At 52.2% G+C, this 25,378-nt stretch carries 16 protein-coding genes and 4 pseudogenes; 14 read left to right on the top strand and 6 right to left on the bottom strand.

The features are described from left to right. Positions 1–663 precede the first annotated feature (663 nt). Positions 664–1,032, bottom strand: a complete 369-nt coding sequence (locus tag ENTMO_RS0104745; protein WP_010427702.1) for a hypothetical protein — start codon at positions 1,030–1,032, stop codon at positions 664–666. 903 nt (positions 1,033–1,935) lie between these two features. Here ENTMO_RS0104745 and ENTMO_RS26425 point away from each other — a divergent pair. The 10 genes and pseudogenes from ENTMO_RS26425 to ENTMO_RS26085 form a co-directional block, all read left to right on the top strand. Further along, positions 1,936–3,018: pseudogene (locus ENTMO_RS26425) on the top strand (ISNCY family transposase); the annotation flags it as partial. 333 nt (positions 3,019–3,351) lie between these two features. Beyond that, a complete protein-coding gene (locus tag ENTMO_RS0104755) occupies positions 3,352–4,047 on the top strand; it encodes an oligogalacturonate-specific porin KdgM family protein (RefSeq protein ID WP_010427706.1) in 696 nt (231 codons plus the stop codon). 18 nt (positions 4,048–4,065) lie between these two features. Continuing rightward, on the top strand, positions 4,066–5,358 hold the full coding sequence (locus tag ENTMO_RS0104760) for a histidine-type phosphatase (RefSeq protein WP_010427708.1): 1,293 nt from the start codon (positions 4,066–4,068) through the stop codon (positions 5,356–5,358). 218 nt (positions 5,359–5,576) lie between these two features. Continuing rightward, complete coding sequence (locus ENTMO_RS0104765) at positions 5,577–7,397, top strand: ABC transporter permease (protein WP_010427710.1); 1,821 nt, start codon at positions 5,577–5,579, stop codon at positions 7,395–7,397. Position 7,398: 1 nt separating this feature from the next. Further along, positions 7,399–8,478 (top strand): ABC transporter ATP-binding protein, encoded by a 1,080-nt coding sequence (locus tag ENTMO_RS0104770; RefSeq protein WP_010427713.1) that lies wholly within the window; start codon positions 7,399–7,401, stop codon positions 8,476–8,478. A 27-nt stretch (positions 8,479–8,505) separates the two neighbouring features. Next, positions 8,506–8,790 (top strand): hypothetical protein, encoded by a 285-nt coding sequence (locus ENTMO_RS26430; RefSeq protein ID WP_237702308.1) that lies wholly within the window; start codon positions 8,506–8,508, stop codon positions 8,788–8,790. Beyond that, on the top strand, positions 8,765–9,610 hold the full coding sequence (locus tag ENTMO_RS23835) for an ABC transporter substrate-binding protein (protein WP_237702309.1): 846 nt from the start codon (positions 8,765–8,767) through the stop codon (positions 9,608–9,610). Before ENTMO_RS26430 ends, ENTMO_RS23835 begins: the two co-directional genes overlap by 26 nt. A gap of 54 nt (positions 9,611–9,664) precedes the next feature. Next, positions 9,665–11,104, top strand: coding sequence for an inositol monophosphatase family protein (locus tag ENTMO_RS0104780; protein ID WP_010427714.1), 1,440 nt, complete (start codon positions 9,665–9,667; stop codon positions 11,102–11,104). Further along, positions 11,094–12,107, top strand: a complete 1,014-nt coding sequence (locus ENTMO_RS0104785; protein ID WP_010427715.1) for a LacI family DNA-binding transcriptional regulator — start codon at positions 11,094–11,096, stop codon at positions 12,105–12,107. Before ENTMO_RS0104780 ends, ENTMO_RS0104785 begins: the two co-directional genes overlap by 11 nt. A gap of 726 nt (positions 12,108–12,833) precedes the next feature. Then, positions 12,834–13,238 (top strand): hypothetical protein, encoded by a 405-nt coding sequence (locus tag ENTMO_RS26085; RefSeq protein ID WP_157133705.1) that lies wholly within the window; start codon positions 12,834–12,836, stop codon positions 13,236–13,238. Positions 13,239–14,093: 855 nt separating this feature from the next. Here ENTMO_RS26085 and ENTMO_RS0104795 read toward each other — a convergent pair. Next, entirely contained in the window at positions 14,094–15,728 is a 1,635-nt protein-coding gene (locus ENTMO_RS0104795) for a Na+/H+ antiporter (RefSeq protein ID WP_010427719.1), read from the bottom strand. Positions 15,729–15,962: 234 nt separating this feature from the next. Here ENTMO_RS0104795 and ENTMO_RS26435 point away from each other — a divergent pair. Next, positions 15,963–16,332, top strand: a pseudogene (locus ENTMO_RS26435) (IS3 family transposase); the annotation flags it as partial. A 105-nt stretch (positions 16,333–16,437) separates the two neighbouring features. On the opposite strand, the gene ENTMO_RS0104800 reads toward ENTMO_RS26435, so the two are convergent. The 3 genes and pseudogenes from ENTMO_RS0104800 to ENTMO_RS0104810 all read right to left on the bottom strand — a co-directional run bounded on the left by ENTMO_RS0104800 (position 16,438) and on the right by ENTMO_RS0104810 (position 21,230). Beyond that, entirely contained in the window at positions 16,438–17,892 is a 1,455-nt protein-coding gene (locus ENTMO_RS0104800; protein WP_010427722.1) for a carotenoid oxygenase family protein, read from the bottom strand. 113 nt (positions 17,893–18,005) lie between these two features. Then, a pseudogene (locus ENTMO_RS26920) lies at positions 18,006–19,470 on the bottom strand (aldehyde dehydrogenase family protein). After that, positions 19,467–21,230 carry an FUSC family protein gene (locus tag ENTMO_RS0104810; RefSeq protein WP_162096484.1) on the bottom strand — a complete coding sequence of 588 codons (1,764 nt, stop codon included), beginning with the start codon at positions 21,228–21,230 and terminating at the stop codon, positions 19,467–19,469. The pseudogene ENTMO_RS26920 and the gene ENTMO_RS0104810 overlap by 4 nt, the downstream one beginning before the upstream one ends. A gap of 191 nt (positions 21,231–21,421) precedes the next feature. Here ENTMO_RS0104810 and ENTMO_RS0104815 point away from each other — a divergent pair, with 191 nt between their 5' ends. Beyond that, a complete protein-coding gene (locus ENTMO_RS0104815; RefSeq protein WP_010427724.1) occupies positions 21,422–22,021 on the top strand; it encodes a TetR/AcrR family transcriptional regulator in 600 nt (199 codons plus the stop codon). Positions 22,022–22,599: 578 nt separating this feature from the next. Here ENTMO_RS0104815 and ENTMO_RS0104825 read toward each other — a convergent pair. Next, on the bottom strand, positions 22,600–22,929 hold the full coding sequence (locus ENTMO_RS0104825; protein ID WP_157133706.1) for a hypothetical protein: 330 nt from the start codon (positions 22,927–22,929) through the stop codon (positions 22,600–22,602). Positions 22,930–22,999: 70 nt separating this feature from the next. Between ENTMO_RS0104825 and ENTMO_RS26450 the strand changes: the two are divergent. Both ENTMO_RS26450 and ENTMO_RS0104835 read left to right on the top strand, forming a co-directional pair. Continuing rightward, positions 23,000–23,719 (top strand): annotated as a pseudogene (locus ENTMO_RS26450) (ABC transporter permease). A 738-nt stretch (positions 23,720–24,457) separates the two neighbouring features. Beyond that, positions 24,458–25,132, top strand: a complete 675-nt coding sequence (locus ENTMO_RS0104835) for a MarC family NAAT transporter (protein WP_010427733.1) — start codon at positions 24,458–24,460, stop codon at positions 25,130–25,132. Positions 25,133–25,378 lie beyond the last annotated feature (246 nt).

Here is a 25,378-nt window from a genome sequence, read left to right on the forward strand (position 1 = left end):
CCACCTTCCACGCTATGTGTGCTGACATCGTTTAGTCGACATCAGCACACCGTCTTTTCATTATGTGGACAGTGTGTTTTACTTAATTAATTTGGAAACGTTCGGTCTATGGTGATATTCATTATCACATCGCATGCCATACCTAACCAGCAGGTCGCCTCTCTCCATCTCCTAGGCGTACGGTAGTTGTAGATATTCTTGAAAAGAAGGTTTGAGGTTCTCCACGAACTCTCTTTCTCAGCTTTGAGCTTTATTCATTTGCCGCCAGATGGCCTCTGGTTAAATACCGCCCCCAGCTATGAATGGATAAAAATAGTGCTCCATTTCTCGCCCCAAACAGCCAAAGCGCTTGATGCCTTGATTGAGGAAGCAGGAATACATAATTTTGTGAACAGAGAACTTTTGAGCAGAGATGAGATTGAACATTTTGTAAGGCTAATAGTAAAAGCCCCCTTAAAGATCATCTATAAATACCAATAACTTATTTGATATTGCTGAATGATTTAAATCTTTTAGATGGTTAGCAGTCATTTATTCATTTTCAACTATATGCATATAGTACAGCTTAATAATTAAATTTAGTAATGGATTATATTTTAAAATTAGAAACAGACATTTATAAAGTTAACACTTCCGCTCTCAAAAATTAGAGTGTCGGATGACTCAGCCCATGAATAAAAACTCATCCCCCAGGATTCCATTAACAATATCAAAAAAATCAGACTTAGATGGAGTGTTTATATCAATGGCTGCACTTAACCAGTATACAATCAAACCAAAAATACGTCTTAGTTTTATCAATGGAACATTAATTATATTATGTATAGCTAGTGAAAGGTTATTTGACAAGTATAACCCCTTATTCAAACTGTCCACACTCTCTTGTAGTTGAGAATAGAAATAATATCTAAAATCGCCTCTTCGAGCCTCAATGAAATATTCAAAAAAAACCTCCGGGAGCGACTTATCTTTGCGGTCTTGAAACCATTCCCTTGTTTCTTCAAAAAACCCCCTCTCTTGAGTGTAAAACATTTCATATCCTGTCATTAAATAATTAATTTTACAGAAATTAACAAATAAAGAGACCATCATAAGTAGCTGTTTTATTTCACAGTATTTTGCCTCTCTCTTTTCTGCAGGAACTCAGCATCATATAATAACCCTACTGCTATTTTTTGATTTGATTTATTCTCCATATTAACGTTAAGAAAATAGATATTTTATTAACAACTGGTGTGCTTGCCCGCCATTGTCATAAATGCTTCGATTCAACATCAGCACCTTCAATATATATAACCCTCTCGCAGTCTCTATTGTAAATCAAGGCCTCTGCCAGTTGCATACCGAGGTCAATAATTATACAAATAGCAGTAAATTCTGCAATGAAATCCACCTCATACCATTTTTACCTCACAAACAGAGCAGTAGGTTAATGGGGCATGCTTAGCACCCATAGCCCCACTCTACTTCTGAAGTGAAAGCCCCCGGTTGGTTGTGAATTGCCCATATCCGTATAACCCTTAATGTAATTTCAATACCATTCAGTAAAAATAACAATGAAAAGAGTACACAGTCGCTATAAAACATTACTGATTTTTCATGCTGTTAACTTCAATCATATACCACCCATCCATATTAAATACTCACCATATGTACTATTGTACATATAAATATGCCTTTGTACACTTCCGTTTTTGCAGCCAAGAACTATTCTGAAAAACGATCTGCCAAGAGGGCAACAGTATATGTAAATGTAAATGTATATTTACATAAAAATGGCTCATTGAGGATTAAGACATTGAATCGACACTGGTTTAACATATAGCTCTGTGGCCTCATTCTGAATGTAACAGCAAAGCTGTAATGGCCCGCTGTGGGGTGCGAACGAATTCCAGGACCTTCAGTAGTTAATTTTTTCATTCATACGAGGATCGTATCCGGGCCGTCGAACTCTATTACCGGTACGGTAAAAAAGCCACCGCTGTTGTCCGAGAGCTGGGATATCCGTCCCCCAAACCACTGGGCCGTAGGGTTCGGATTTATGAAGAGACTGGCGATTTACCCAGAGATTTAAAGCCAAGAGAACGCTATTTACGCGCAGAAAATTGCTGCTGTTGAGCATTACCTCACGAACGGTGGATACCTGTCGCTCACTCGCTGCGCCATCGGTTACCCCAGTAGCGAGGTTTCTCAAATGCTGGATTCAAGAATTTTACCCAAACAGCCGTCCTCTGGTCATTCGCTCACAGACAAATGCTTCAGTCCGGAAGATAGACCTCAGGCCTTGATCGATCGCCGTCTGACAACTCAAATGGCAGCGCAGTGCTTTGGCATCTCCGACCGTCAGTGTCTACGTCTTCTTTCTCGTTACCGCGAACATGGTCCGCTGGGTATGGCCAGCCGCCGTCGTGGAAAACCAAGTAATAATCAACAGCCATCAGGTCTTGCCCAGTATGCACTCAATATAATCCGCGGGCGCTATACGGACTTCGAACCAACGCTGGCATGTGAAAAACTTCCAAAATGGCATGACGTTTATCTTTCCAAAGGAACAGTCCAGTCGCTTATGGTTAAGCCGGACTCTGAATACCTCGTAAACAACGGACACCAAAAATTCAGCAGCCACGCTATCGCCGGGCCTTTTGTGGTGAACTAATCCAGATTGATGGCTGTGACCACCACTGGTTCGAGAATCGTGCTCCTGCCTGTACTGCATTGGTCTATGTTGACGATGCAACGAGCCGGCTGATACAGCAATCGGAATCAACATTCACCTATTTTGAGGCCACACAAGGCTACCTTGAAAATATGGTAAACCGCTGGCGTTATACAGCGCCAAAGCCAGTGTATTCAGAATATATAACAAAAATTCCACCTGTGGCGATGGCTATACCCAGTACCCCGTTTGGTCGTGCGATACATGAGCTGAATCTTCAGACTATCAGCGCGAATAACTGCTCTGCCAAAGGCCGCGTGGAACATGCTCATCTGGCGCTTCAGGACCGTCTTGTAAAAGACTCCGGCTCAGGGGGGGATTAAGGGCATTTATCGAATGGGCTTTGGCTAATCCGTCTGCCACACAGGAAGAAAAAAAGGGCGACACCCCATTTTTTTGCAAATTTTTCGTCTGTAACAATCTTCTGCTGCTCTGATGATGGTTGATGGTGTGCAATATATTTCACCATCTGCAAATACCTTGTAAATATCATCATCTGATTTTTTGCATGGCAAATACCAAAAGTGCTTATAAAAATAATTGCAGTCACAAAATATAATTAAAACTGAAATTTAAATGAAACATACCCTCCGTAACTTTCGGGTTTCCCTGGTTAACTAGAAAAAAGAAACGTCATGTTTAATAAACTTATATTACCTGTTATGACAGGTGCAGGATTATTTTTAACATCAAATCTCGCTCTTGCCCTGGAGTTAAATTACGAGCACAAATATGAGGATATTTCCAAAGAGCACACGGATGAGATTGAAATTTCTCATGATTTCGAATCAGGTATCGGGATTGGTTCCAAACTTAAATCCCACCCTGTTGAGAAGGCTAACGGCGACGCAGGTAACTTCTTCGACAAAAGAAAACTTAGCGAAAAAGAATTCAAAATTAACTATAACAAGGACATTACCGATCGGTTTAGCATTGAACCGGGCATGTCTTTCACCATTAAAGACGACGAGGAAAAATACAAACCGTCGATTAAATTTAAGTATCGCCTGTTTGATAAAACAAAACTGTCTCTTCGCTACCGTAAAGAAATAAGCGATCGGGATGAAAAACCAACCAAACGCGTTGACCGTATTGAAGGCAAAATATCGCAAAAAATCGGCAAGTTCGACCTGGGCTATACGCTCACCTGGTATCATGGCAATGAGAATTTATATAATAAAAAACACTATAATACCGAGCATGAAGTGGAAGTTGGCTATCAACTTACCAAACATTTCTCACCCTATATTGGGGTAAAAAACGAGGCTGTATCGAAAAGCTCGTCCGAACGGCAGACAGAATATATCGTCGGCATGAACTACAAATTTTAATCATCACCAGGAGCTAAAATGAAAAAGTTACTGACCTTGAATCTGCTGCTGGCGAGCATAACATTCAGCCTGATTCCCGCCTCACACGCCGCATCAACGGATAGCGCTCGCTACACGCTGGAAAAGGTGGTGATGCTTAGCCGGCACGGCGTTCGCCCGCAAACGGATACCGCCAGTCTGGAGGAAGCCACCGGGAAAAAATGGCCTGAATGGAACGTACCGGACGGTTTTTTAACCGGCCACGGCTATGCGGGAATGTTGACGCAGGGCGCTTATCAGCTGGCTGAATGGCAATCTCGCGGCCTGCCGGTCAGCGCTGGCTCGGCCTGCCCGGAATCGGGAAAAGTATGGCTCTGGGCGGCACCGGATCAGCGAACTAAAGCGACCGGCGCGGCGCTGCTTGACGGAATGTTCCCCGGCTGCGGAATGGTCACTCACGCCTCAGCGAATAAGTTCGACCCATTATTTGATACCATTGAAATGGGCATTGCCAAACCGAATGAACAGCTCGTCTATCAGCAGGTAAGAGAAAGAACCGGCTCTTCGCAACAGACGCAAAAAACGCACGCAAAAGCGGTGGCGGATTTACGCCGCGCGGTATGCGCCGAAGGCGGTAAAAGCTGCGAATTTTTGGATAAAGAGTGGGTCGTTAAAATAAATGACAAAGGCAAAGCGAAATTAAGCGGCCCGGTATCAAAAGGCTCTTCGATTGGCGAACCCATTCGCCTGCAATATAGCGAAAACCTGCCGCTATCTCAGGTAGCATTCGGGCATGCGAAAAATGCACAAGAGGTGAGTAATTTAATGGCCCTCCATGCGGACAAATACAATCTGGTCAGCAACACCCCGGAATATGCCAGCCACGGTGGCTCGCTGTTAATGCGCCAGATAATTGGAGCCTTGTCTGATAATAACGAAGGTTCAAAAAGTACCGAACTGAAAAGCCCGCTGGTTATTCTGGTCGGCCACGACAGCAATATTTCACAAATTCAAACCATGCTCGGCTTTAACTGGCAGCTACCGGTTTACCCACGCAATGATATTCCGCCGGGCGGCAGTCTGATTATGGCACGTTACCTTGATAAACAGACCGGTGAAAAAATGGTTCACCTTACCTTTAGCGCCAGAACATTAGATCAGTGGCGTCAACTTTCGCCATTGAACGCGCAGAATCCGCTGCCGACAGCCGAATTTAAATCGCCCGAATGTCATGAAACCGCTATTGGTGAGCTGTGCCCGCTGAATAAATTCATCCAGCTGGCAGAGAAAAACCTGGTCTATGACGGCAAGGATTTAGCCGTATTCCAGTAACGCGCAATTCACCTGAAAAATGCATTCTCCCGCCTCCTGACGACAGCCGTAAATTCCGCGGATAGCATGGGAAAATGTCTGAAGCACTCAATCCCCCCGTCACGTTCGGGGGGAAAAAATAAACGTGAAAATATTTGCACATAGGTGCAAGAAATTCGCAAAACTGTAACATTTCGCCGATATATTCCACTCTGTCTTTCAATGCAAGGGATAACCCCGTGGCTTACCAACCCGAAGCTCGCCGCCATACCGCATGGCCTCAACTCCGCCACAAACTGTCGGTCGTCAGCCAGGAGCCCGCCAATCTGCTGGCCGTACTGCTGCTGGTTTTGTTCAGTTGGATAATCCTGGTACCCGTTGTTTCCGTGCTGCTAAACGCGGTCCTGGTGCAAAGCGGCGATGAGGGCCGTACCGGGACAGCGGAAGGCGCGCTGACCTCCTGGTATCTGCTGCGCACTCTGACTTCACGCATGTCCGACCTGCTGCTCTGGACGCCGCTGCTCAACACTCTGGCCATCGCCCTGACTACCGTGACTGGCGCGCTGGCCATCGGCATCGCTCTGGCGTGGCTCATCAATCGTACCGATATCGCCGGCAGAAAAGGGTTCTCAACCCTGCTGATCGTGCCGTTTATGCTACCCTCCTGGACCTTCGCGCTGGCGTGGAGCACCATCTTCAAAAACCACGCCATCGGAGGGCAGCCGGGATGGCTGGAGGCGATGGGCGTGCAGACCCCGGACTGGATGGCCTATGGCTACTTCCCGATCGTCGTCATTATGATCCTCCACTACACGCCGCTGGTTATTCTAATCGTCGGCAACGCCCTGAAACGCATGGATAGCCAAATGGAAGAGTGTGCCCAAGTACTTGGCGCTTCACGTAACGTTATCGCCTTTAAAATTATTATCCCTCTGGTTCGTCCGGCGCTGCTCTCCGCCGCCCTGCTGATTTTCGCCGACTGCATCGGCGAGTTCGCCTTGCCCTATATTCTCGGCCTGCCGGTGCATTTCGATACGCTGTCCACAGGATTGTATCGGGCGATTGGCACCCGACAGTCGGGCGTGGCAGCGGTGATCGCCACGGTGATTATGCTGATGGGGATGCTGACCCTGATGCTGGATATGAAAATGCTGCGCGAGGCCCGTCGTTTCGTTACGGTGGGCGGCAAGGGCACCATGGAGCGCCGCCGCAGCCAGGGACACTGGCGCATCGCCGCTGCCGGGCTGCCGCTGCTGTTCGTCCTGCTGGGCGTGGCGATTCCGCTTCTGACCCTGTTCCTGTCAACGATAATGACGCTCCCCGGCCGCTTTACCGCCGATAACTTCACCCTCGCCTACTGGATTGGTCATGACCTCGATACCGTGGCCCTGCGTAACGGCATTCTGCTCACGGCCGAGTTCTGGCACACGGTATGGAATACGTTGCTGATCGTCGGCTCGGCGTCCATCGTCTGCGGTATTCTCGGCCTGCTGGTTGGCTACGCGGTGATGCGCTGCCACTTCCGCTGGCTCTCTTCCTTCCTGCGCCAGCTGACTTTTTTGCCCTACCTTGTGCCGGGCATCGCCTTTGCCGCCGCGTTTCTTTCTCTGTTTGCGGTCGCTCGCGGGCCGGTTCCGGCGCTGTACGGCACGCCGCTGCTGCTGGTACTGGCGCTGATTGCGGAAAAAATCCCGTCCGCCAGCCGCTCCGGTATTGCCGCGATGACCCAGCTAGGTAAAGAAGCCGAGGAAGCCGCGCGCATTGCTGGCGCTGGATGGTTCACCCGTATCCGCCGCATCGTTATTCCTATTCAGGCCGCACCGCTGGCAACAGGAATCCTGCTGCCGTTTATCTCGGGCATCAAGGGCGTCAGCCTGTTCGTCATCCTCGCGACTCCCGCAACGGATGTCCTGACCACCTGGTCCTTGCGCCTGATTGACTACAACTACCAGCAGGCGGCCAATGCCGTGGTGCTGATGATCGCACTGATTTCATGGGCTGGCACATTGATGATCCAAAAGATCACCGGTACCGGTCTTGCAGAGGGTCTGGAGAAATAAAATGCCGACGATTCACTTAAATAATCTGACAAAAACCTATCCGGGCAGCGATACCCCGGCGGTAAACAATATCAACCTGACGGTAAAAGACGGCGAATTTATGTGCCTGCTGGGCCCCTCCGGCTGCGGAAAAACCACGATCCTGCGCATGATTGCCGGCATCGAGCACGCCTGCGGCGGAGAGATTGCTATCGGCGATAGGATCGTTGACTCAATAGCCAACGGCATCTACGTCCCGCCGGAAAAACGCGGGATTGGCCTGGTCTTTCAGAGCTATGCGCTCTGGCCGCACATGACTGTGGAGCAGAACGTTGATTTTGGCCTGCGTTTGCAGAAAATCGCCGCTAAAGAGCGCATCGCCCGCTGTCAGGACGTGATGGAAAAATTGCGTATCGCTGATTACGCCAAACGCTATCCGGCACAGCTCTCCGGCGGCCAGCAGCAGCGCGTCGCCCTCGCCCGCATGCTGGCGGTTAATCCCGGCGTACTGCTGCTGGACGAACCGCTTTCCAACCTGGACGCCGCGCTGCGCCTGGAGATGCGCGCCGAGCTGCGCCGTCTACATGAAACCTTTGGCACCACCATCGTTTTTGTCAGCCACGATCAGTGGGAAGCCATGACCCTGGCGACCACCATTGCGGTGATGAGCGCCGGCCATATGCAGCAGGTCGGTAAGCCGGATGAGATTTACGCGACGCCGGCGAACCGCTTTGTAGCCGAGTTTATCGGGACGCCACGCCTGAATATGATCCCACTCCATCAGCCATCCAGCGGGCTGGCGCAGCATCTACAGCAGCGCTTCACCCTGCATGAACAAACCCGGCACTGCGGCATTCGTCCGGAAGAGATCGTTCTCAGCCAGGAACCTGATAACAACGGTATCCCGATGACCATCGATAACATTATGCCTACCGGCGGAAGCTGGGTGATTGAACTAATTGCCGGGCAGGATCGTCTGTTCCATTCCACGCAGCTGCGACCGCGGTGGCAGGTTAGCCAGCAGGTTCACTGCCAGCTCCCGACCGCCTCTCTGCACTTCTTTAATAGCAACGGGCTGCGTCACGATTTCTCCATGAATTAACCGCATACTGACTTTTGAGGAACTACCATGAAGCATAATCTGGCCGCCATCTCGATTGCCGCCGCGCTATTAAGCAGCCACCAGGCCCAGGCTGAAACCTTCGATTTGCAGGCGCTGATCGCCGCAGCAAAGCAGGAGCAGCCGATGACGGTTTACGCCTCAACCGGTAAGATCGTGCAGCAGGCGAAGGCCTTCAGCGAAAAATATGGGCTAAAGGCCAGCGGCGTAAAAGCCGATGCCCCGCAGATTATTGAAATTAATGAGCCGGGAGGCGCAGGCCAAAAACGTGCGGACCGACGTTGCCATCATTGAGGATGCCCCTGCGGGAACGGTTCAGTTGCTGAATAAAGGCTATGTGCAAAGCTGGGTGCCGGACGATCTCAAAGGCAGCATTGCCGCCCGCAGCCAAAATCCGCTGACCATCGTGTTAGCCCCCAACGTGTTCGCCTATAACACCGAACGTCACGCCACCTGCCCGATTACCAACCTCTGGCAACTGACGGAACCGAAATGGCGCGGACGCGTGGCAATGCAGGCCCCGACGGGCAAACCGGCTTACACCGACTGGTTCAGCCAGATGGAAACCCACTACGACCAGCAGATTCGTGACGCTTACCAGCAGGAGTTCGGCAAGCCGCTACAAACCGATGAAAAATCTGCCACGGCAGCCTTTGTCAAAGCGCTGGCGGGCAACGGCGTACTGCTGACTCATTCAGATAACGACGCCGCTTCCGCCATCGGCGCGCCGGACAGTAAAACCGACTTTGTCGGCCTGGTGTCCACAGCCAAATTCCGCGACAACAAGCAGGGCATGAAGCTGGGCCTATGTAATGGGCTGAAACCGTTCATCGGCTGGAATTACCCGAGCCTCGGCGTGGTTGCCACCGGCAGCAAAAGCCCGAATAGCGCGAAGCTGTTTATCCACTACCTGATGAGCGCCGACGGGATCGCGCCGCAGGGCATAGACGGCAAAATGTCCACCAACCAGCAGGTAAAACTGCCGGCCGATGAGGCATCCGGCATTGAAAAATATCGCGGCGAACTGATGGTGTACCTGACCACTACGGTACAAGAAGACTGGGATAGCCGCCAGGACTGGCAGGATCTCTGGAGCCTGAACTACAAGAAATAGGTTCAAACAACATAACCGGGCAACACCTCATTCATTTATAACGGGCAGCACACCTTGACCACTATTGATATTGAACAGCGCGAAGCGACTCTCAAACGTATTATCGTCGAAGCCGGAGATACCGCCCTGCGCTTCTTCCAGACCCGCAAAGCGGGCGAATATGAACTGAAGGGTCATCAGGATATCCTGACCGAGGCGGACACCTTCGTTGAAGCACTGATTTCAGGTACTATTAACGAAGCCTTCCCTCAAGATTTGATCCTCGGCGAAGAGACCGCCAGCCAGCCTGCCAGCGCGGAGAGTTTGTGGGTGGTAGATCCGATCGACGGCACCGCCAACTTTGCCCGCGGTATTGCCCATTTTTGCGTGTGCATCGCCTGGATTCGCCACGGCATCACCGAGCTGGGTGCTATTTATAACCCGGTAAGCCAGGAGCTCTACTTGGCTCGCCTCGGCCATTATGCGCTGAAAAACGGCCAGCCGCTGCGCTGTAGCGCCATTACCGACGCGCAGCGGGCTTGCGTGGAGCTGGGCTGGTCTTCTCGCCACAGCCAGCGCCACTACCTGGACGTCATGGCTGCGATGCTTAATCTTGGTGCCAGCGCGCGCCGCGGCGGTTCCGGCGCGCTGGCGCTGGCCTGGGTAGCCGAAGGCCGCACCGACGGCTACGCCGAAATTCATATGAACGCCTGGGACTGCCTGGCCGGGCTGCTGCTGGTGCGTGAAGCAGGCGGCCAGACCGGTAATCTTCCCGATAACGCCGAGGCCATTTTCCGCGGTATTCCCGTGCTGGCCGCCGCGCCGGGTATTGCTGACAAACTGTCCCGTGCGACGGGTATTCCGCTCGCCGTCGCGCCGCAGCCTGCGGCGGCGGAAAAGTCGCCGACGGTGCGCTATCCTCGCCCGCCAGTCAGCCTGATCGCGGAAGATTTTCCCGGCTGGGGGATGAATATCTACATAGGTGATTCCAAAGGCGTGAGCGACATGGCGCAGCTGGCAGAGCATGATATCGGCATCGTCATTAACTGTGCGGTAAATCTCGATATCGACTGGGTCACGATGCCGGAACCCGGCGTGGCGACGCACCAGCTCTCCCACGGTTCGGGCCCGGTTCGCTACTATAAGCTCGGGCTTGTCGACGGCGACGGCAACGCGCCGGAGATGCTCCACGCGGGTTATCAGCTAATGCGTTCGGCGCTGCTGCAGCAGATCCCGGACAAGGCCTCTTATCGCAACCGTAAACGGGGCAATATTCTCGTCAACTGTCGCGGCGGCCGCAGCCGCTCGGTGGCGCTGGTGGCGCTATTTATGCACCTGGAATGCCCGGAACGTTTCCCCACTCTCGACGACGCCATTGCCCTGATCCGCGATAAGCGCCAGCTCCATCCGCAAGAGTGGTATGAAACGCCGAAGCCGTCGCTAACCCGCCTGGCCGAGTATGCCATTATACGTGAACGAGCCATCACCACAGCGGAACAGCACCATGAGCAATAGCCGGCAAAGTAAAAATTCTGGTTTCGCCAGCGCCACCGAGGTGGCGCGCCTGGCGGGCGTCTCCCGGTCCGCGGTGTCGCGCACGTTTACGCCAGGCAGAAGCGTGTCCGACGAAACCCGGAGCAAGGTGCTCGCGGCCGCAGAGGCGCTGAACTATCACGTCAATCACCTGGCGCGCGGCCTTTCCAAAGAGGCCAGCCGCCCGGTTTGTATTCTCGGCGGCAACCTTTCCTCCCCTTATCAATCGCGTCTGCTCGAACATCTGACCCTGCGCCTGCACAAGGCCGGGCGCGCGGTGATGGTGATCAACACCGATGACGGTGAAGCCAGCGCAAAAGAGGCGTTGCAGAAAACGCTGAACTATCGTTCTACCGCGACTATCGTGCTGTCGGGCAAGCCGCCCGTCTCGCTGATTGAGCGCTGCCTGCAAAGCGGGCAGCAGGTGATTCTGATCAACCGCCTGGGCCAGTTTCCTCATGCGGAAAATATCGATCTCGATTACAGCTCAATTATGAAGGAAGCCTTTAATCATCTGATAACAGCGGGATGTCAGCGCCTGGCGATTGTCTCCTCCGCCGCCCGCTCACCGAGTATGGTGGTCCGCGAAACCCGCTTTCTTGAGGCCGCCGAAGAGGCCGGTACCGAGATGACGTTAATCCGCCCCGGCAATACCAGCTACCAGACGGGAGTCCTCGCCGCACGCGAGCTGCTAAGCCAGCAGACGCGCCCCGACGGCATATTCTGCGTCACTGACCTTATCGCCTGTGGTTTTATTGATGCCGCTCGCCACGAGTTTGGCCTGAATATTCCGCAAGATATCTGCGTTATCGGCTTCGATGATATCGAGCAGGCCAGCTGGCTGGGCTATCAGCTCACGACCTTCGCACAGCCGCTGGCCGAGATGGCGGAAGCCGCCTGTGAACGGCTGCTCTCTCCCTGCGTGAACAAACCGGGGAGCCAGCTGTTTGATGCGCGCCTAATAAGACGTAAAACACTACGCTAGCAGCGTCAGATTGCTGATAACCCCTCCTCCGGCTCCGCCTGCTTTACAGTCATTGACCTCTAAACGTGTGAGTATCTGAGGAACTGTATGGACCAGATCTGGACTGACTCCGCCCGGTAGTATTTCTTTCAACTACCGGTCAACTTCCAGCGCCCTAAGTCCTTCCTGAATATCTCAATCCTCCACATAAAGTTGTGAAATCAATGAAATGTGATTTCAAGATACTCACTCATGAACAATTGCATAACGTCTGCTCATCGCTCACAACGGATACTGCGTCCTGTCCGCTCCACAGCCAAGAGCGGACGTCAGAAGTATAATTCCATGTAGATTGAATGGATATAGGTTGGGTATGATCTCGCGTTTTTAATGAAGAAATTGCTAGCATCTCTTTGTATTAATCTATGAGTAATAGACTATGCTTGTTCATTGGCTTCAGAGGAAAAATCAAAAGCTTGGGCTTAAGTAGCAACTTAAATCATTTTAATGTGTTAGCTTAGTAGAATAAAAGAAAGTTGCTATACTACTGTACGGTAAGATGTGAAGGAAAAAAGAGTCACCCTAAAAAAGCGAAACCCCGAAAGGGAGCAAACCGAACCAACTGCTCTGATAAGAGTCTCTTAACATTCATAGCTAAAAGTCAAGCTCCTAACGATTTTCTTATTTTTGATTTGTAGCCTCATTGTATCCAATTTCAAATCCTTAATATATGGCAGTTTAATAATTATGATTGGGACAAAACCACGATATTGCTTCAGATTATCTCCCTACACAGATTTTGTTAAAGGTCTTACAAGAGTTAATCCCAATGATTTTGATATTTATGATGATTCAAGTTCTGAGAGCGGCCCCACGGATATACATATATTAACTTCTCCGCATATAGATCTTCTTAATGATGAGAATGAAATTTATCAAAAAGTTAAGGGGTTTCTAATGCTGATTAATGGCGCACTTTCTATAAGCTTGGGGTTTGAAAGATATAAATGGCTTGGACCACTAAAAATCGATGCTGCGGAAGGTGTTAATGTTTCATATATCGATGCATTTGAGTCTTCAGACATAGATGAGACATCACCGTTTGCTATAGGAATAGATATGACCTTAGCTAAAGATTCTCAAGAATTTTAAAAACTAATCTATGCAGCATCTCAAAGATATGATGTAAGAGTTCTTTTAGGAATGTGTTCAATGACACATGATTGGGTTAATCTGTATAGATTATGGGACACTCTATCTTATTTCAGATGAGTATAAAAACAATACCATTATTCCAGAAATAAAGAAAAAGAAACCCCAAACTAAAGAATTGGTATCAGCATTGTGCGAAATCCCTTTAACTAGAAACAGTTCTTTCACTGGAACAGCAAATAGTTTCGAATTGCTTGGCCTCACTTCACGCCATGGTATTGGAGGTATCGGGAGTGGTGGCCAATCTACACGGACTATGGATCGATCATAAGCGATGAAATTTACCTAGACTATTTGTCATAAATATCCAAGAAAAAACAATGGTATTCTGATATCCATCTAATAGAAACCACTCGCTCAGGACTCCTGATTAAACGACTGGAAATGAAAAAAGAAATTCTGGAACAGGCTGCCGCGTTGTTTGTAAAATCTCAGCCAGGACTGAGTGTTAATCACACAGCCAATAAGACAAATGGCTTAGTTTATTTTCGAACATAAGTTGTCTTTCCCCCTTGTTGCAGTGAACATATCAACAAGATAAAAACATAATTTAAATTACAGTCTCCGAGGGCAAGACATATTCACGAACTTTGTCATTCACTGAATTCCATATATTATTATACTCTGGATCATCCCTTAAGATTTTTTAACTAAGAAGATATCTCCGTTGTTGTAGCCTCATCATATTACCTATTCCAAAATTTTTACGATTTTCATCATCGGTATCGAAAACTTTGCTTCAGCCCATCAGCAACATTTTATATATGGATGATTCTGAACTCTAATTAAATTGTATTAATGCAAGCTTTCCTCTTTCATATCAATAGCTCTGAGAGTCTTCTGAAAAGTCGTATCACTGATATTACGAGCTCGCCGAAGTCTAAAAAGCTCATTGCGTTGGGCAATGATCGCTTCCCTTTGCATGTATTTTTCAAGTTGGATTCGCCTGCCCAAATCAGACCCGACACTGTTCTTCTCATCAGGATCATTATAGTGAAGTTGGCGCTGATACGTTTCCAGGAGCATATTTCCCGTATCCACGCGCAATGTTTCTTCCACAGGGTCGCCAACTGGTTGGTCAAGTAACTCATTCAGGCGAGTAATGGCCGCTTCAGTAAGCGCAGCGCCGATATTCTCCTTATCTAAATCATGGGGTAAATCGTCCTCAAGAAACCGAGCCATGTAAGGGAGTCCGATAGCTGCAATGATGAGAGACATTAAGATCACTGCCATAGAGAGAAATATAAGTAATTCTCTTTTCGGGAACGGGGAGCCATCTGCCAGAACGACTGGCAAAGTCAGTATACCAGCCAGCGTTACAGAACCTTTTACCCCAGCCAGAGCCATCACCGCCATCATACTAATTCGAGGACGTATGGTTGTCATTTTACCCTGACGTTTCTGACGAAATATCGTCAGGGTCATGGACAGCCACACCCAACAAAAACGCATAACTCCAAGAGCCAGTGTGATAACTACGGCGTACAACAACAAATACCATGGTGAGGCAGCCCCTGCCTGTAGGGCAACTTCGGGCAAAGTCTTAAGCATCCGAGGAAGTTGCTCACCAAGCATAAGAAATATCATCCCATTTAGTGTAGTCTGCAACATGTTCCATACTGCGCTGCTTTTCATGCGTGTCGCCGGAAGGCGGGGACCAGATAATTGCTCATAATGCATAGCAATCCCTGCGGCGACCGATGCAAGGATTCCTGAAACATGGAAGCTTTCGGCCAATATGTATGCGGCAACCGGGATAAGCAGACTTATCAGAATCTGTATGGCCGGTTCTTCACGTGTCCGCCTGACCAGAAAGTTATTGCACTTACCGGTAATCCAAACAACAACCAATCCACTGAGCATCCCTCCAACTGCCATTAGTAAGAACTTAGTGACTGCTTCGCCTGGTGAGAAGCTACCAGTGAGTACAGCAGCTATTGCAAAATTGAACGCTACAAGCCCGGATGCGTCGTTTAGTAGAGACTCACCCTCAAGTATATGCCCCATCCTTGATGGCAGGGGAGAACTGGTCGTCATGGCTGACACTGCGACAGGGTCTGTCGGCGATAGGATGGCTGCGAGGGCAAATCCAGATGCCACGGTGACTACCGGGATAAGCCAGTGGATTAGCCAGCCAAGCCCCATAATCGTCACCAGAACCAATCCGATTGCCAGCGACAGGATTGGTTTCATATCATTAAAAAAGGCATCCTTTGGGATCCTCCACCCATCAAGAAACAGGAGAGGAGGAATAAAAAGCAACAAAAAAATATGTGGATCGAAGTCGACCTGAAAACCACCAGCAGCAAGAACCGCTCCGGCAGCGATTTGTATAAGCGGTAAAGGAACCTTTACGGGCAATAGATGGGATATGAAAACCGTAACAACTATCGCCATCATAAAAACAAGCACAATGGTAATCAGTGACATTCGTACACTCCTCTTCCCATGTTCAGGCGTTTATGCATATATTATTTTCCTTCCACAGTTGAGATTAAAGATGAAATAATTTTAGGAGACCTTGGTACTATTGAGTTGAGCGATGACTTCAACCTTATCATGATGCCAATGCCGTCTTTTCTGTTAATACTTAGTGCCTTTATCTTAATCAGCAATAGGGGACATGCGACTGAGTGAGTAAATTCTCTGACGGACGTGACTTGCATGACAAAACCCATACCAAACAGTAGAAGTCCCGCAGACAGCACACGCCTAAATTCCGTAACGAAGCCATGAAGTTTGCAGGACGCATTGGTATGACTGACGCGGCCCGTGAATTCAGCCTGTATGAATACAGCTTTATGCCTAGCACACTTAACAACAGCAACAAATTACCTCGTCAGAGCACTAAAGTAGTCTGACCGCTGAAAATGCCAGCCCCTGAGCATAAAGAGGAACTGACCATTCTCCAAATGGCCGCAGCATACTTCGCGAAACACCTGATATGAAGCATGTCTTCATCGAAAAGCATTAGGCTGAGTTCAGCATCAAAGCCATGTACCATGTTCTTCGGGTTACCCGCAGCACTTGGTATGCTTGACTTGCGTCCCCATCACACGTTTCGTGTGAGGAATTTGTTAGCCCGTAGAATGAATTGGCTTCTATCGAGATGCTGCAGTAGCAACACCTCCATCCCCGGCTATTCGTTGGTAATCCAGTTACCGTGAAAGCCCAACGGTACGTGGTGATCGAGTTTGATACGGGCGACGGGTTGGCCGGCGAAGTCGGCGGCATCAAGAACGATCAGTTCGCTGGTGTTTCTGCGCGGGTTGTACCAAAGGGCAAGCACCCAGCCGTGGTCTTCGGACGTCGCCTGCGGATGCGGCACGAAGATGGGCTCGCCGGGTGTGAACTCAACGTCGCCGGCGATGTGTTGGAATTGCGTCGTGCCGGTTTCGTAATCGTGCTTGGCCAAGGAGTTGAAGCCCCGGGTGTTAGGGCCCGGCGCATGCACCGATGCCATGTAGCCATAACGGTGTTTTTGCCCCTGTATTGTCTCGTTCGGGCGCACGAATTCCGCCGAAAAGTCGCCGATCCGCCGATAGTCCACAGTACCTTTGCGATGGTTGATGGCCAAGCGCCACAACTGCGGCTGCTCGAACGGCGATGGCCCTTCGACAATCGGGAACGGGTAGTAGTTCTCGGGGTTGAACTCGTGCAGCACGCCGGACAACGGGGTGATACTGGCATCGATGACCGTGTCGTCGCCGTCCTGATAGGCGTTGAGGAAGTGGCCCAGGATGAACTCGGCCTCCTGCGGGTAAAGCCAGGTTGGCTCGCCGGTCTGGCGGTCGACAAAGAGGATCTTGGCGTTGCGGTCCTGCGTGGGATCCACGTACCAGGAGCTCTTGCCTTGCGGAATGCGGTCCACCGCCCAGGGGCGTGCATTGATGAGGCCGAAGAAGAAGATGTAGTGCTGCGGGGTGAAAATGAAGTCGTGGTTCCAGGGTGCCCATGACAGCGACACGCGGTGCTTGGACTTGACCTTGCCTGCGGGGTCGGTGGTGAAGCACTCCAGGAAGCCGCGCTCGTTATCCAGCGCGTAGAAAACCCACTCGTTGGCGGCTGCGTCAAAATGCGGATGCGCGGTCAGCGCGCCCTCTATTTGCCCATCGAAATTGAAGGTGCCGATAGTGTCCAGGGTGACCGGATCAAGCTCCCAGTAGTGTTCACCGACCTCGTGCAATGCCAGCACGCGATCCCCCAGGCGGATGACGTTAATGCCCGCCACTGCCTTGATCTTCGGAGCGCCTTCGGGCAGCGGGAGTTGGGGTTTGCCGCTGTGGCCGGTGACCCCGTTGTACAACGCGTGCCCGGCCTCATGCTCGGCCTTCAGAGCCTCGGTCTGGACCCAGCGGTTGCAGTAGGCGGCCTTGCCGTTTTCCAGCCTGAAGGCGTACACCATGCCATCGCCGTCGAACCAGTGGAACAGTTCGGCATCCAGCGGCTCATAATATTGACTGCCGCCCGTTCGGTACAGGGTGCCGTTGAGTTCCTTGGGGATTTGGCCCTCAATATGCACGCTGTCGATGATGTGCTCGTTATGCAACGGCTCGTAGGGGCCTTGCAGGAAGGGGTTCTTGTCGTTCCACATTATCGGACTCCTATGGTTTTGGCTTGATGAATGGCACGCATTGCGGGCATGCCTTCCGATGCGGTGACCTGGCAGTCATGGGCCTGCCAGGTCACCGGCGCAACGTCGTGAAATCAGAAAGGGTACGGACGTGGCGACTGTTGCACGGTGATCCAGTGGTCCGTGGTCAGCTCAGCAATGAACCAGTCACTGTTAAAGCGGCCAATGCCACTGTTCTTCTCGCCGCCGAACATGTTGTGCGGATCGTCGTTGGGGGTGATGTCATTGACGTGTGTCATGCCCGCATCGATACGCTGTGCGAAGCGTACGCCGCGCGCTTCGTCGGCTGTGAATACGGCGCTGGAGAGGCCGAATTCGGTTTCGTTGGCCAGGCGCAGAGCTTCGGCCTCGTCGGCGGCGCGGATCAGGGGGGCAATCGGCGCGAACTGCTCGGTCTGTGCCAGCACGGAATCGTTGGCGACGTCGACGAACACGTGTGGAGGCAAAACCTGTCCTTGCGCTTCTCCGCCAAACACCTGACGCGCACCTGCGGCGCGGGCGGCGGCCAGGCGCTCGATTGCGCCGTTGATCTGCTTCGCGTTGACCAGCGGCCCGATGACCGTCTCTGGATCGTTGGGGTCGCCGCCCTTCAGGTTCCTGGCGCGCTCGACGAAGGCTTCGGTGAAGCGGTCGTAATGCCTGGCGTCAACGATGATGCGGTTGGCACTCATGCAGATCTGGCCCTGATGCAGGAAGCGGGCAACGATCGCTGCGTTGACAGCCCGCTCCAAATCGGCGTCGTCAAGTACCACGAGCGGGGCATTGCCACCGAGCTCCAGGCCCACGCGCTTGAGCGTGGGACCGGTGACTGCCAACTGGCCGATGCGGCGGCCAACGCGCGTCGAGCCGGTGAAGGAAATGAACTTCGGGATATAGTGCAAGGTGAAGGCATCGCCGATTTCGCTGACCTCTCCGATCACGACGTTGAAAAGGCCCGCCGGCAGCCCGGCCTCTTCGTAGATGCTGGCCAGCAGCAGGCCACCGGTCACAGGCGTGTCCTCGGCGGGCTTGACCACGACACCGTTGCCTAACGCCAGCGATGGAGCGGTTGGACAGGTGCAAGGGCCAGTTCCACGGGCTGATGACGCCGACCACGCCGATCGAGCCACGGTATACGCGGCTTTCCTTGCCGGGGATATCCACCGGCAGAATGCGTCCGGCGACCCGGCCTGGCATAGTCGCGGCCGCCAGAGTGTTCGCATGGGTCGCGCTCCACTCCATTTCGGCCTTAATCCGGGTACTTCCCGACTCGGCGACCAGCCAGTCCACGATCTCCGCGCGACGGGTTTCCAGCAACTGCGCGACGCGATAGAGCACCGCCGAACGCTCGGACGGCAGCGTCCGCGACCATTCCCGCTGAGCCTTGGCGGCAGCACGATAGGCCTCGTCCAAGTCCCCGGCGCTGGCCTGCACGATTTCGGTCAGCAGCGTCTGGTTATAGGGGTTGCGATCCTGCAAGATAGTCCCGGCGTTTCCTGATCGCCACTGGCCAGCGATGTACTGGCCCGTGAACTCGATGCGGCGTTGGCTCTGGCTCATTTAAACTCCTGTTGGTTAGCGAGGGGGGTGAGATATGTTTTCAGCCTGGCGCTGGCGGTACGCAGGGTCTCGCTAGCGGTCATGCCCGGCCCTGGAGTTCCGCATCGGAAAGCAGAGTTACCCGTGGGGGGGTTGAGCAGCAGCCGCGACTGGGCCAGGCAGTCCATACCCGCCGCGAATGTCTTTTCAGCTAATGAGCCGGTTTCCAGCAACCTCACCATCGTCGCGCGCAATGCATGGTGGATGTATTCACCGGCTCCGGAGCCAGCAGCCGCGCTTGCGCGCTCGGCCAGAGTAGCGACCCGCAGCAGTGCCAGGCGCTGATGCACTTTCGGCGTGGATGGCAGGAACAACCAGTACGTCGCCACCGCGGCGAGCACACCCAGTACGATAGCGGTCGATTCACTCGCCCCCGCCAGCAGCGATTCGGCTGGTGTGCCGAATGGTTGTGCCGTGAGAAGGAAGGCCATGTTCACATCGGTGGCCATCCTGGCTGTGGCCGGACGCCGCATCAGCCACGCCCCCCACAACAGGAAAGGCGCGATGTACAGCAAAACGGCGCCATCGAAGCCGAGGTGAGGCAGCACGAACAATCTAGCCAGTGTCCCCGCCAGTGCTCCAATCAGCGAACCCGCCAATACGTGAAGCAGGATCTGATTGCCCTGTTCGTTGCTGGAAAGCAGCGAAGAAAACAAAGCTGCCGTCATGACCATCATGGGGCCGGCGTGCCAGCCGGTGACCTGCCAGACGGCGAACGTCAGCGCCAGCGCCAAAACCGGCCGTCCCGCCGCTCTCCATACCGCTTGGAGGTTTGCGTCCCGGCAAACGCTCGCAAACCCAACCGCGACGGGAGAGGCTAGAACGGTCCGTAGTTCACGCAGCACCAAAGCCAGGCCTGCCGCCTGTCTGTTACCGCGCTCTGCTTGCTCGGCGGCTAAGCGCACAAACGCGGCCAATCGACCCTGCGTATCACCATGCTGTACTGGCGTGACTTCCGGCATGCCATTCACCGCGGGCGTCAAGGCAACCAGTTCCAGCAGCAGGCCGGTGACCTCATGTACTCGCAGTGCTGTTCGCCTGCCTTGTAGCGAACCGGCTGCATCATTGTCCGCGCTGCGTACAAGCGCGGCAATGTCGTCGACCAGGGGCTGCGCGGACGAGGATGTTGCGTCGAACCGGAGATGGGCAGAAACGCGGTCCAGACTGCGCTGCAACACCAAATCCAGCCTTGCTTTCAGGCCTTCGGCTTGTCCAGAGGGTACGGTGCGCAGCACCAACAGCGCCGAACAGGCAATACCGACTACCGTGCACAGCACGCGATCCACTGCCAGGTGCATATCGAGCATGCCTTCGTTCAGCCCGGACATCACGATGACGCCCCCTGTCAGGCCCGCCAGCACGCAGCTGTAACTACGATAGTGACGGAAAAGGCTGCCAGCGCCTGCGCATAGGGCTAGCCACACAGCCAGCGTGAGCAACGACGGTAGCTGCCGTCCCTCGAATTCCAACAGGATCACGCCACCAGCAAGCGCGCCGACAGCCGAGCCGAGCATGCGCGCCAGAAAGCGCTCAAGCAACAATCCGCGTGTGGAGGGCTGCGCTACCAGCCACACCGTCATTGCCGCCCACCAAGGATGGTGGATCTGGAACTGGTGGGCCAACAACAGCGCCAGCAGAGCGGCCAGGGTCGTGCGCAGTGCGAATGCAATGGGGTGCCCGTCGTAGCCCGGGGCATGTTTGATCTTTCTCTTGAGTTCCAAGAAGGTCGAAACAACGCCAACTCTCGCGTTCCCGCGTGAGCCGGAGATCCCTGGACAAGTCACCATTGCCGCCTTAATAAATGAACGCTGTCGTTCAATATAAGTTTAACCTGCACCACGGTCAACTTTTGTTTACGACTACGTTCAGTTATCCTTGAGGAGCAACCCTCCCGGAGAAGCGGACATAACTGATGAGAAAAAAGACGGAAACATATCGCCTGGGCTTCGTCCAGGCCGCAGGCAAGCTGTTCATTGAACAAGGGTTCGGCTCTGTGACGATGGAAGCAGTGGCCGCCGAGGCTGGTGCATCCAAGGTGACGCTCTACAGTTACTTCCCCAACAAGGAAGCTCTGTTTGAAGCGTTTGTAGCGGAGGCCGGGAAAGACGGGAACGAGTCTCTCGCTGCCGCACAGCAGGAAACGGCCCTCCGGGCCAGCTTGATGCGCCTCGGTATGTGCTACCTGGACCTGGTCACTCGGCCGGAAGTCATAGCTGTAAATCGGCTGATCATCGGAGAAGCCGGACGGCAACCGCAGCTCAGTCGCATCTTTTATGAAAATGGATCCAAGCACACATTACTAGCAATATGCAGCGTTCTTGAAAGCCTTATGGAAAGAGGATTGCTGAACCGCGCTGCACTTCGGCAAACCGGCCTTTACTTCAAATCGTTGTGCGAAGCCGGTTTGGTAGAACGCCAGCTATGGGGATTGGACTCACGTCCCGACACAGACACTAGAATGGCCGCAGTACACAACGCTATCGAGGTGTTCCTCAAGGCGTACTTGCCCTAGGAAGCAGAGACATTGTGCGGGAATAAAGATGACAAATCGTGACGCCCCAACGCCGACAATACCAGCCAGCCTGCCGCAAAAAATCATTATCTATATCAAACGCCGAAACATATAGGACATTATGAAATCGTCCATTCTTCTGTTCGCCGAGCCAAAAAACCATAGTCCGGTCGCAAGCACTACGCAAACGACAATGGCAATTGTCATCGGGTACGCCGTACCACTCTGACTGGCAGCCACCAAGCTGTTGACGGCAAAGGCGATACAGAATTGCAATACTACGATGAGAGATGACCCGCTGCCGCGATGTTGCCCGCTGGCAACTATTGCGATTGCCGCCGCTTTGGCATTGATGAGGCCCAATGTGCCAATTGCAAACCAGAGCGGTATCAGCAGCGCGACCAATTTTCCTACGAATACCGCCAAGACGGTTGCTGGCCGCGGCGACGTTCAGCATCAAGCCAGCGTTTAGCAATACCTGGAGACGGTAGCGGCGCAGTGCGAACCGATTGGAGACTTTCCGCTTTGCGCCTTTAAGGGGACAAAGTCTCGGGCATGAGGAACCAGACAAAGGCCGCTCAGATCAGCACGAAGGCCAGCGTGACGACAAAGATGGCCTGCCATCCCACATGTGTGATGATGAAGCCGCCGAGCACGGGGGGCAATGATGAGAGCCAGCCTAGGAAGAACATCGACAGCGTCACCCTGACATCACCCTCGGATACGCCGAAGTGATCTGCCATCTGCGCAAAGCCTGCCAGGTACATGTTGGTCGACAAAGGTGCAAAACCAGACAACATGCCTAGGATGGCAATGAACCGCCCTGCATGGATGGTCGCGCTATGTGTCGAGGAAATAGCCATGTTGGAATCTACGACCCAGTTCGCGTTAGGAAAGAAAACCATCACTGCCCCCGCTCCCCTATTGCAAGGCCAGAACGCCCCGCCCTCTTTATTAAATTAAGCGAATAAGTCCTTAATGAGGAAGCAATTACCCCCGGTGCACCCGGAATACTTACAGGAACTGGCACCATTAGACGATGTACCCCTTGAGCAGACGTTGCCATGGATGCAACGTCTGTGGAATTTTACTCCGCTGCGTAAAACGCTGCTGGTAATAGCGCTCGCGATACTGCGGAAAGCAGGCGCGTGCAGGCAAAACAACGATCTGATGCTTCCAGGCATGGTACAAGTTATCCACGCTTTTTGTTAAGGATATCCGCAGCGGCGAACTGCCGGCAAAAATTGCGATTTCAATGGACACCTCGCTCAAAGGATATGCGATCGGCTCGCTACTGGCGCTAGCGTTCAGCGCACACTCGGTCTCCACGCACCTGGGACGAGGTCTGCTCGGGCTTTCTTGTCGTCAGCGAGACTCTGCGGATGACAGGGTGGAATAACGCCCTTACCGGATTAAGTTACGTCTGGCAATTCTGGTACCTGTAGCCGTACCCTCTATTATTCTTGCCGGGTTAAAAATCGACAGGGCTTTCTCCTGACGGACGTTAATCGCTGCCAAGCTGATATTTGGCGCCTCCAGCGGTCTGGGCTGGTACATTTTCCAGAACCGTAACGAGCTTTATACCGACCGGTTTTTGCCAGACTGGCGTCGGTGATCCTGATTGGTTTACTGCTGGAGACGCTGAACTATGCCACTATGAAACGCCTTACTATCAAACTCTGGGGGATACAACGCTAACCCGGATTACTGCCGTCTGGGTCGCTCCCGGACCGGTTTTTATACTTTTTAAGGTCAGATTATGCCTCTTCTAAGCCATACCTTCTTACATGATTATATTACGCAGCATCTGTAGCGGGTTGATATTGCGTGAAAAAAAACCAAAGGTGTCGGGGTGGTGATGAATAGTATACTGTCGTTGATAATTAATCCCTACCTGCAGGATATGGGGCCGGAGTGGCAAGATGAGCTGATTGCACATTTACAATGGACCCGCTAAGGCCATGGCGACCGCGAGTACCGCGAGTAATGTTGCCCGCCGAGGCGGAGCGGCGTCATCAGCAACATCGGCTGGGTAATGGCATTGAGGTCGACGAGGTCAGTTGGCGTCAGTTCCTTCTGCTGGAAAACGACCACACACATGATGTTTCGCGCTTCTGAATAATGACTTTAACTAAATAGCTGCAATAAAATAGTGCTATACCTTTGCCAGACTTGTTTTCCTCACGGGAAGAGACTGGCTATTTTCATAAAGTTGCGGACCTTATCGGTTACAGCCACACCGGACGGCACTGATGAATCCATGGCGAGCATACCGGCTGATTATTACTCTTAATCTTGGGTTCACTTTCAGCCGATGCTATCAGGCGCAACTATTTATATAGTACATAAAAAGCTAAACGTAAGTTGAGGATACACAGTAATATCCTTGCCTTACTTAGTCCCTATCCGGTGGGGCGTATTTTTACAGGAACGTCCATGCAGGAACTCATCCAGGTTATCGTGCTGGGGCTGGTAATGATTTTGCCCCTTGCAAACCCGCTCACCTCTGTGGCTTTGTTTCTGGGGCTGACTGGGGATATGTCAGCCGGCGAACGGAACAGGCAGGCGCTACAGGCCTCAGTATACGTATTCATCATTATGATGGTCGCTTTTTACGGCGGCCAACTGATTATGGACATGTTCGGTATCTCTATTCCTGGATTACGGATCGCCGGAGGATTAATCGTCTCCTTCATCGGTTTCAGAATGCTTTTTCCCCTGCCACCTGAGGAAAGCGTCCCAGAAGCCACTAGCAAAGCCGACGAAATTCAGCGACGTAGCCCAGCGCGTGCCGTCAACATAGCCTTCGTTCCCCTTGCAATGCCCAGCACTGCGGGTCCTGGCACCATTGCAATGATCATCAGTTCCGCGTCCCAGATTAAAAGCGGCGTCGACATCACCCCCTGGGTACTCACCGTAGCACCGGTGCTCACAACCCTCTTGGTTAGTCTGATACTCTGGCTGTGCCTGCGTAGTTCCGGGTTTCTCATGCGTCTTCTGGGGAAAAGCGGTATTGAAGCGATATCTCGCCTGATGGGATTCCTGCTGGTTTGTATGGGTGTACAATTCATCATCAACGGCGTACTGGAAATTGTTGCAACCATGCACTAACCAGCACTATTCCCCATTATCTTCCAGCGCCCCCATTTTACAATAAACATGATTGCGAGACAGATGAGGTATCGGTTCATCCACTTCCGGCATATGGACACGTACCATGAGGTACAGGGTCATTTGTAACTGGTTCTTGGTTATCTTCTTGATTTTTCATGCCAGGAACCCAGTGCTCAAGCGGAAACTCTGGTAGCCAAAATCACAGTGAGAACGTTTTGTTTGAAGTTGTACCAGCAACACTCA

This window comes from Enterobacter mori LMG 25706 (assembly GCF_000211415.1).
Lineage (GTDB): Bacteria > Pseudomonadota > Gammaproteobacteria > Enterobacterales > Enterobacteriaceae > Enterobacter > Enterobacter mori.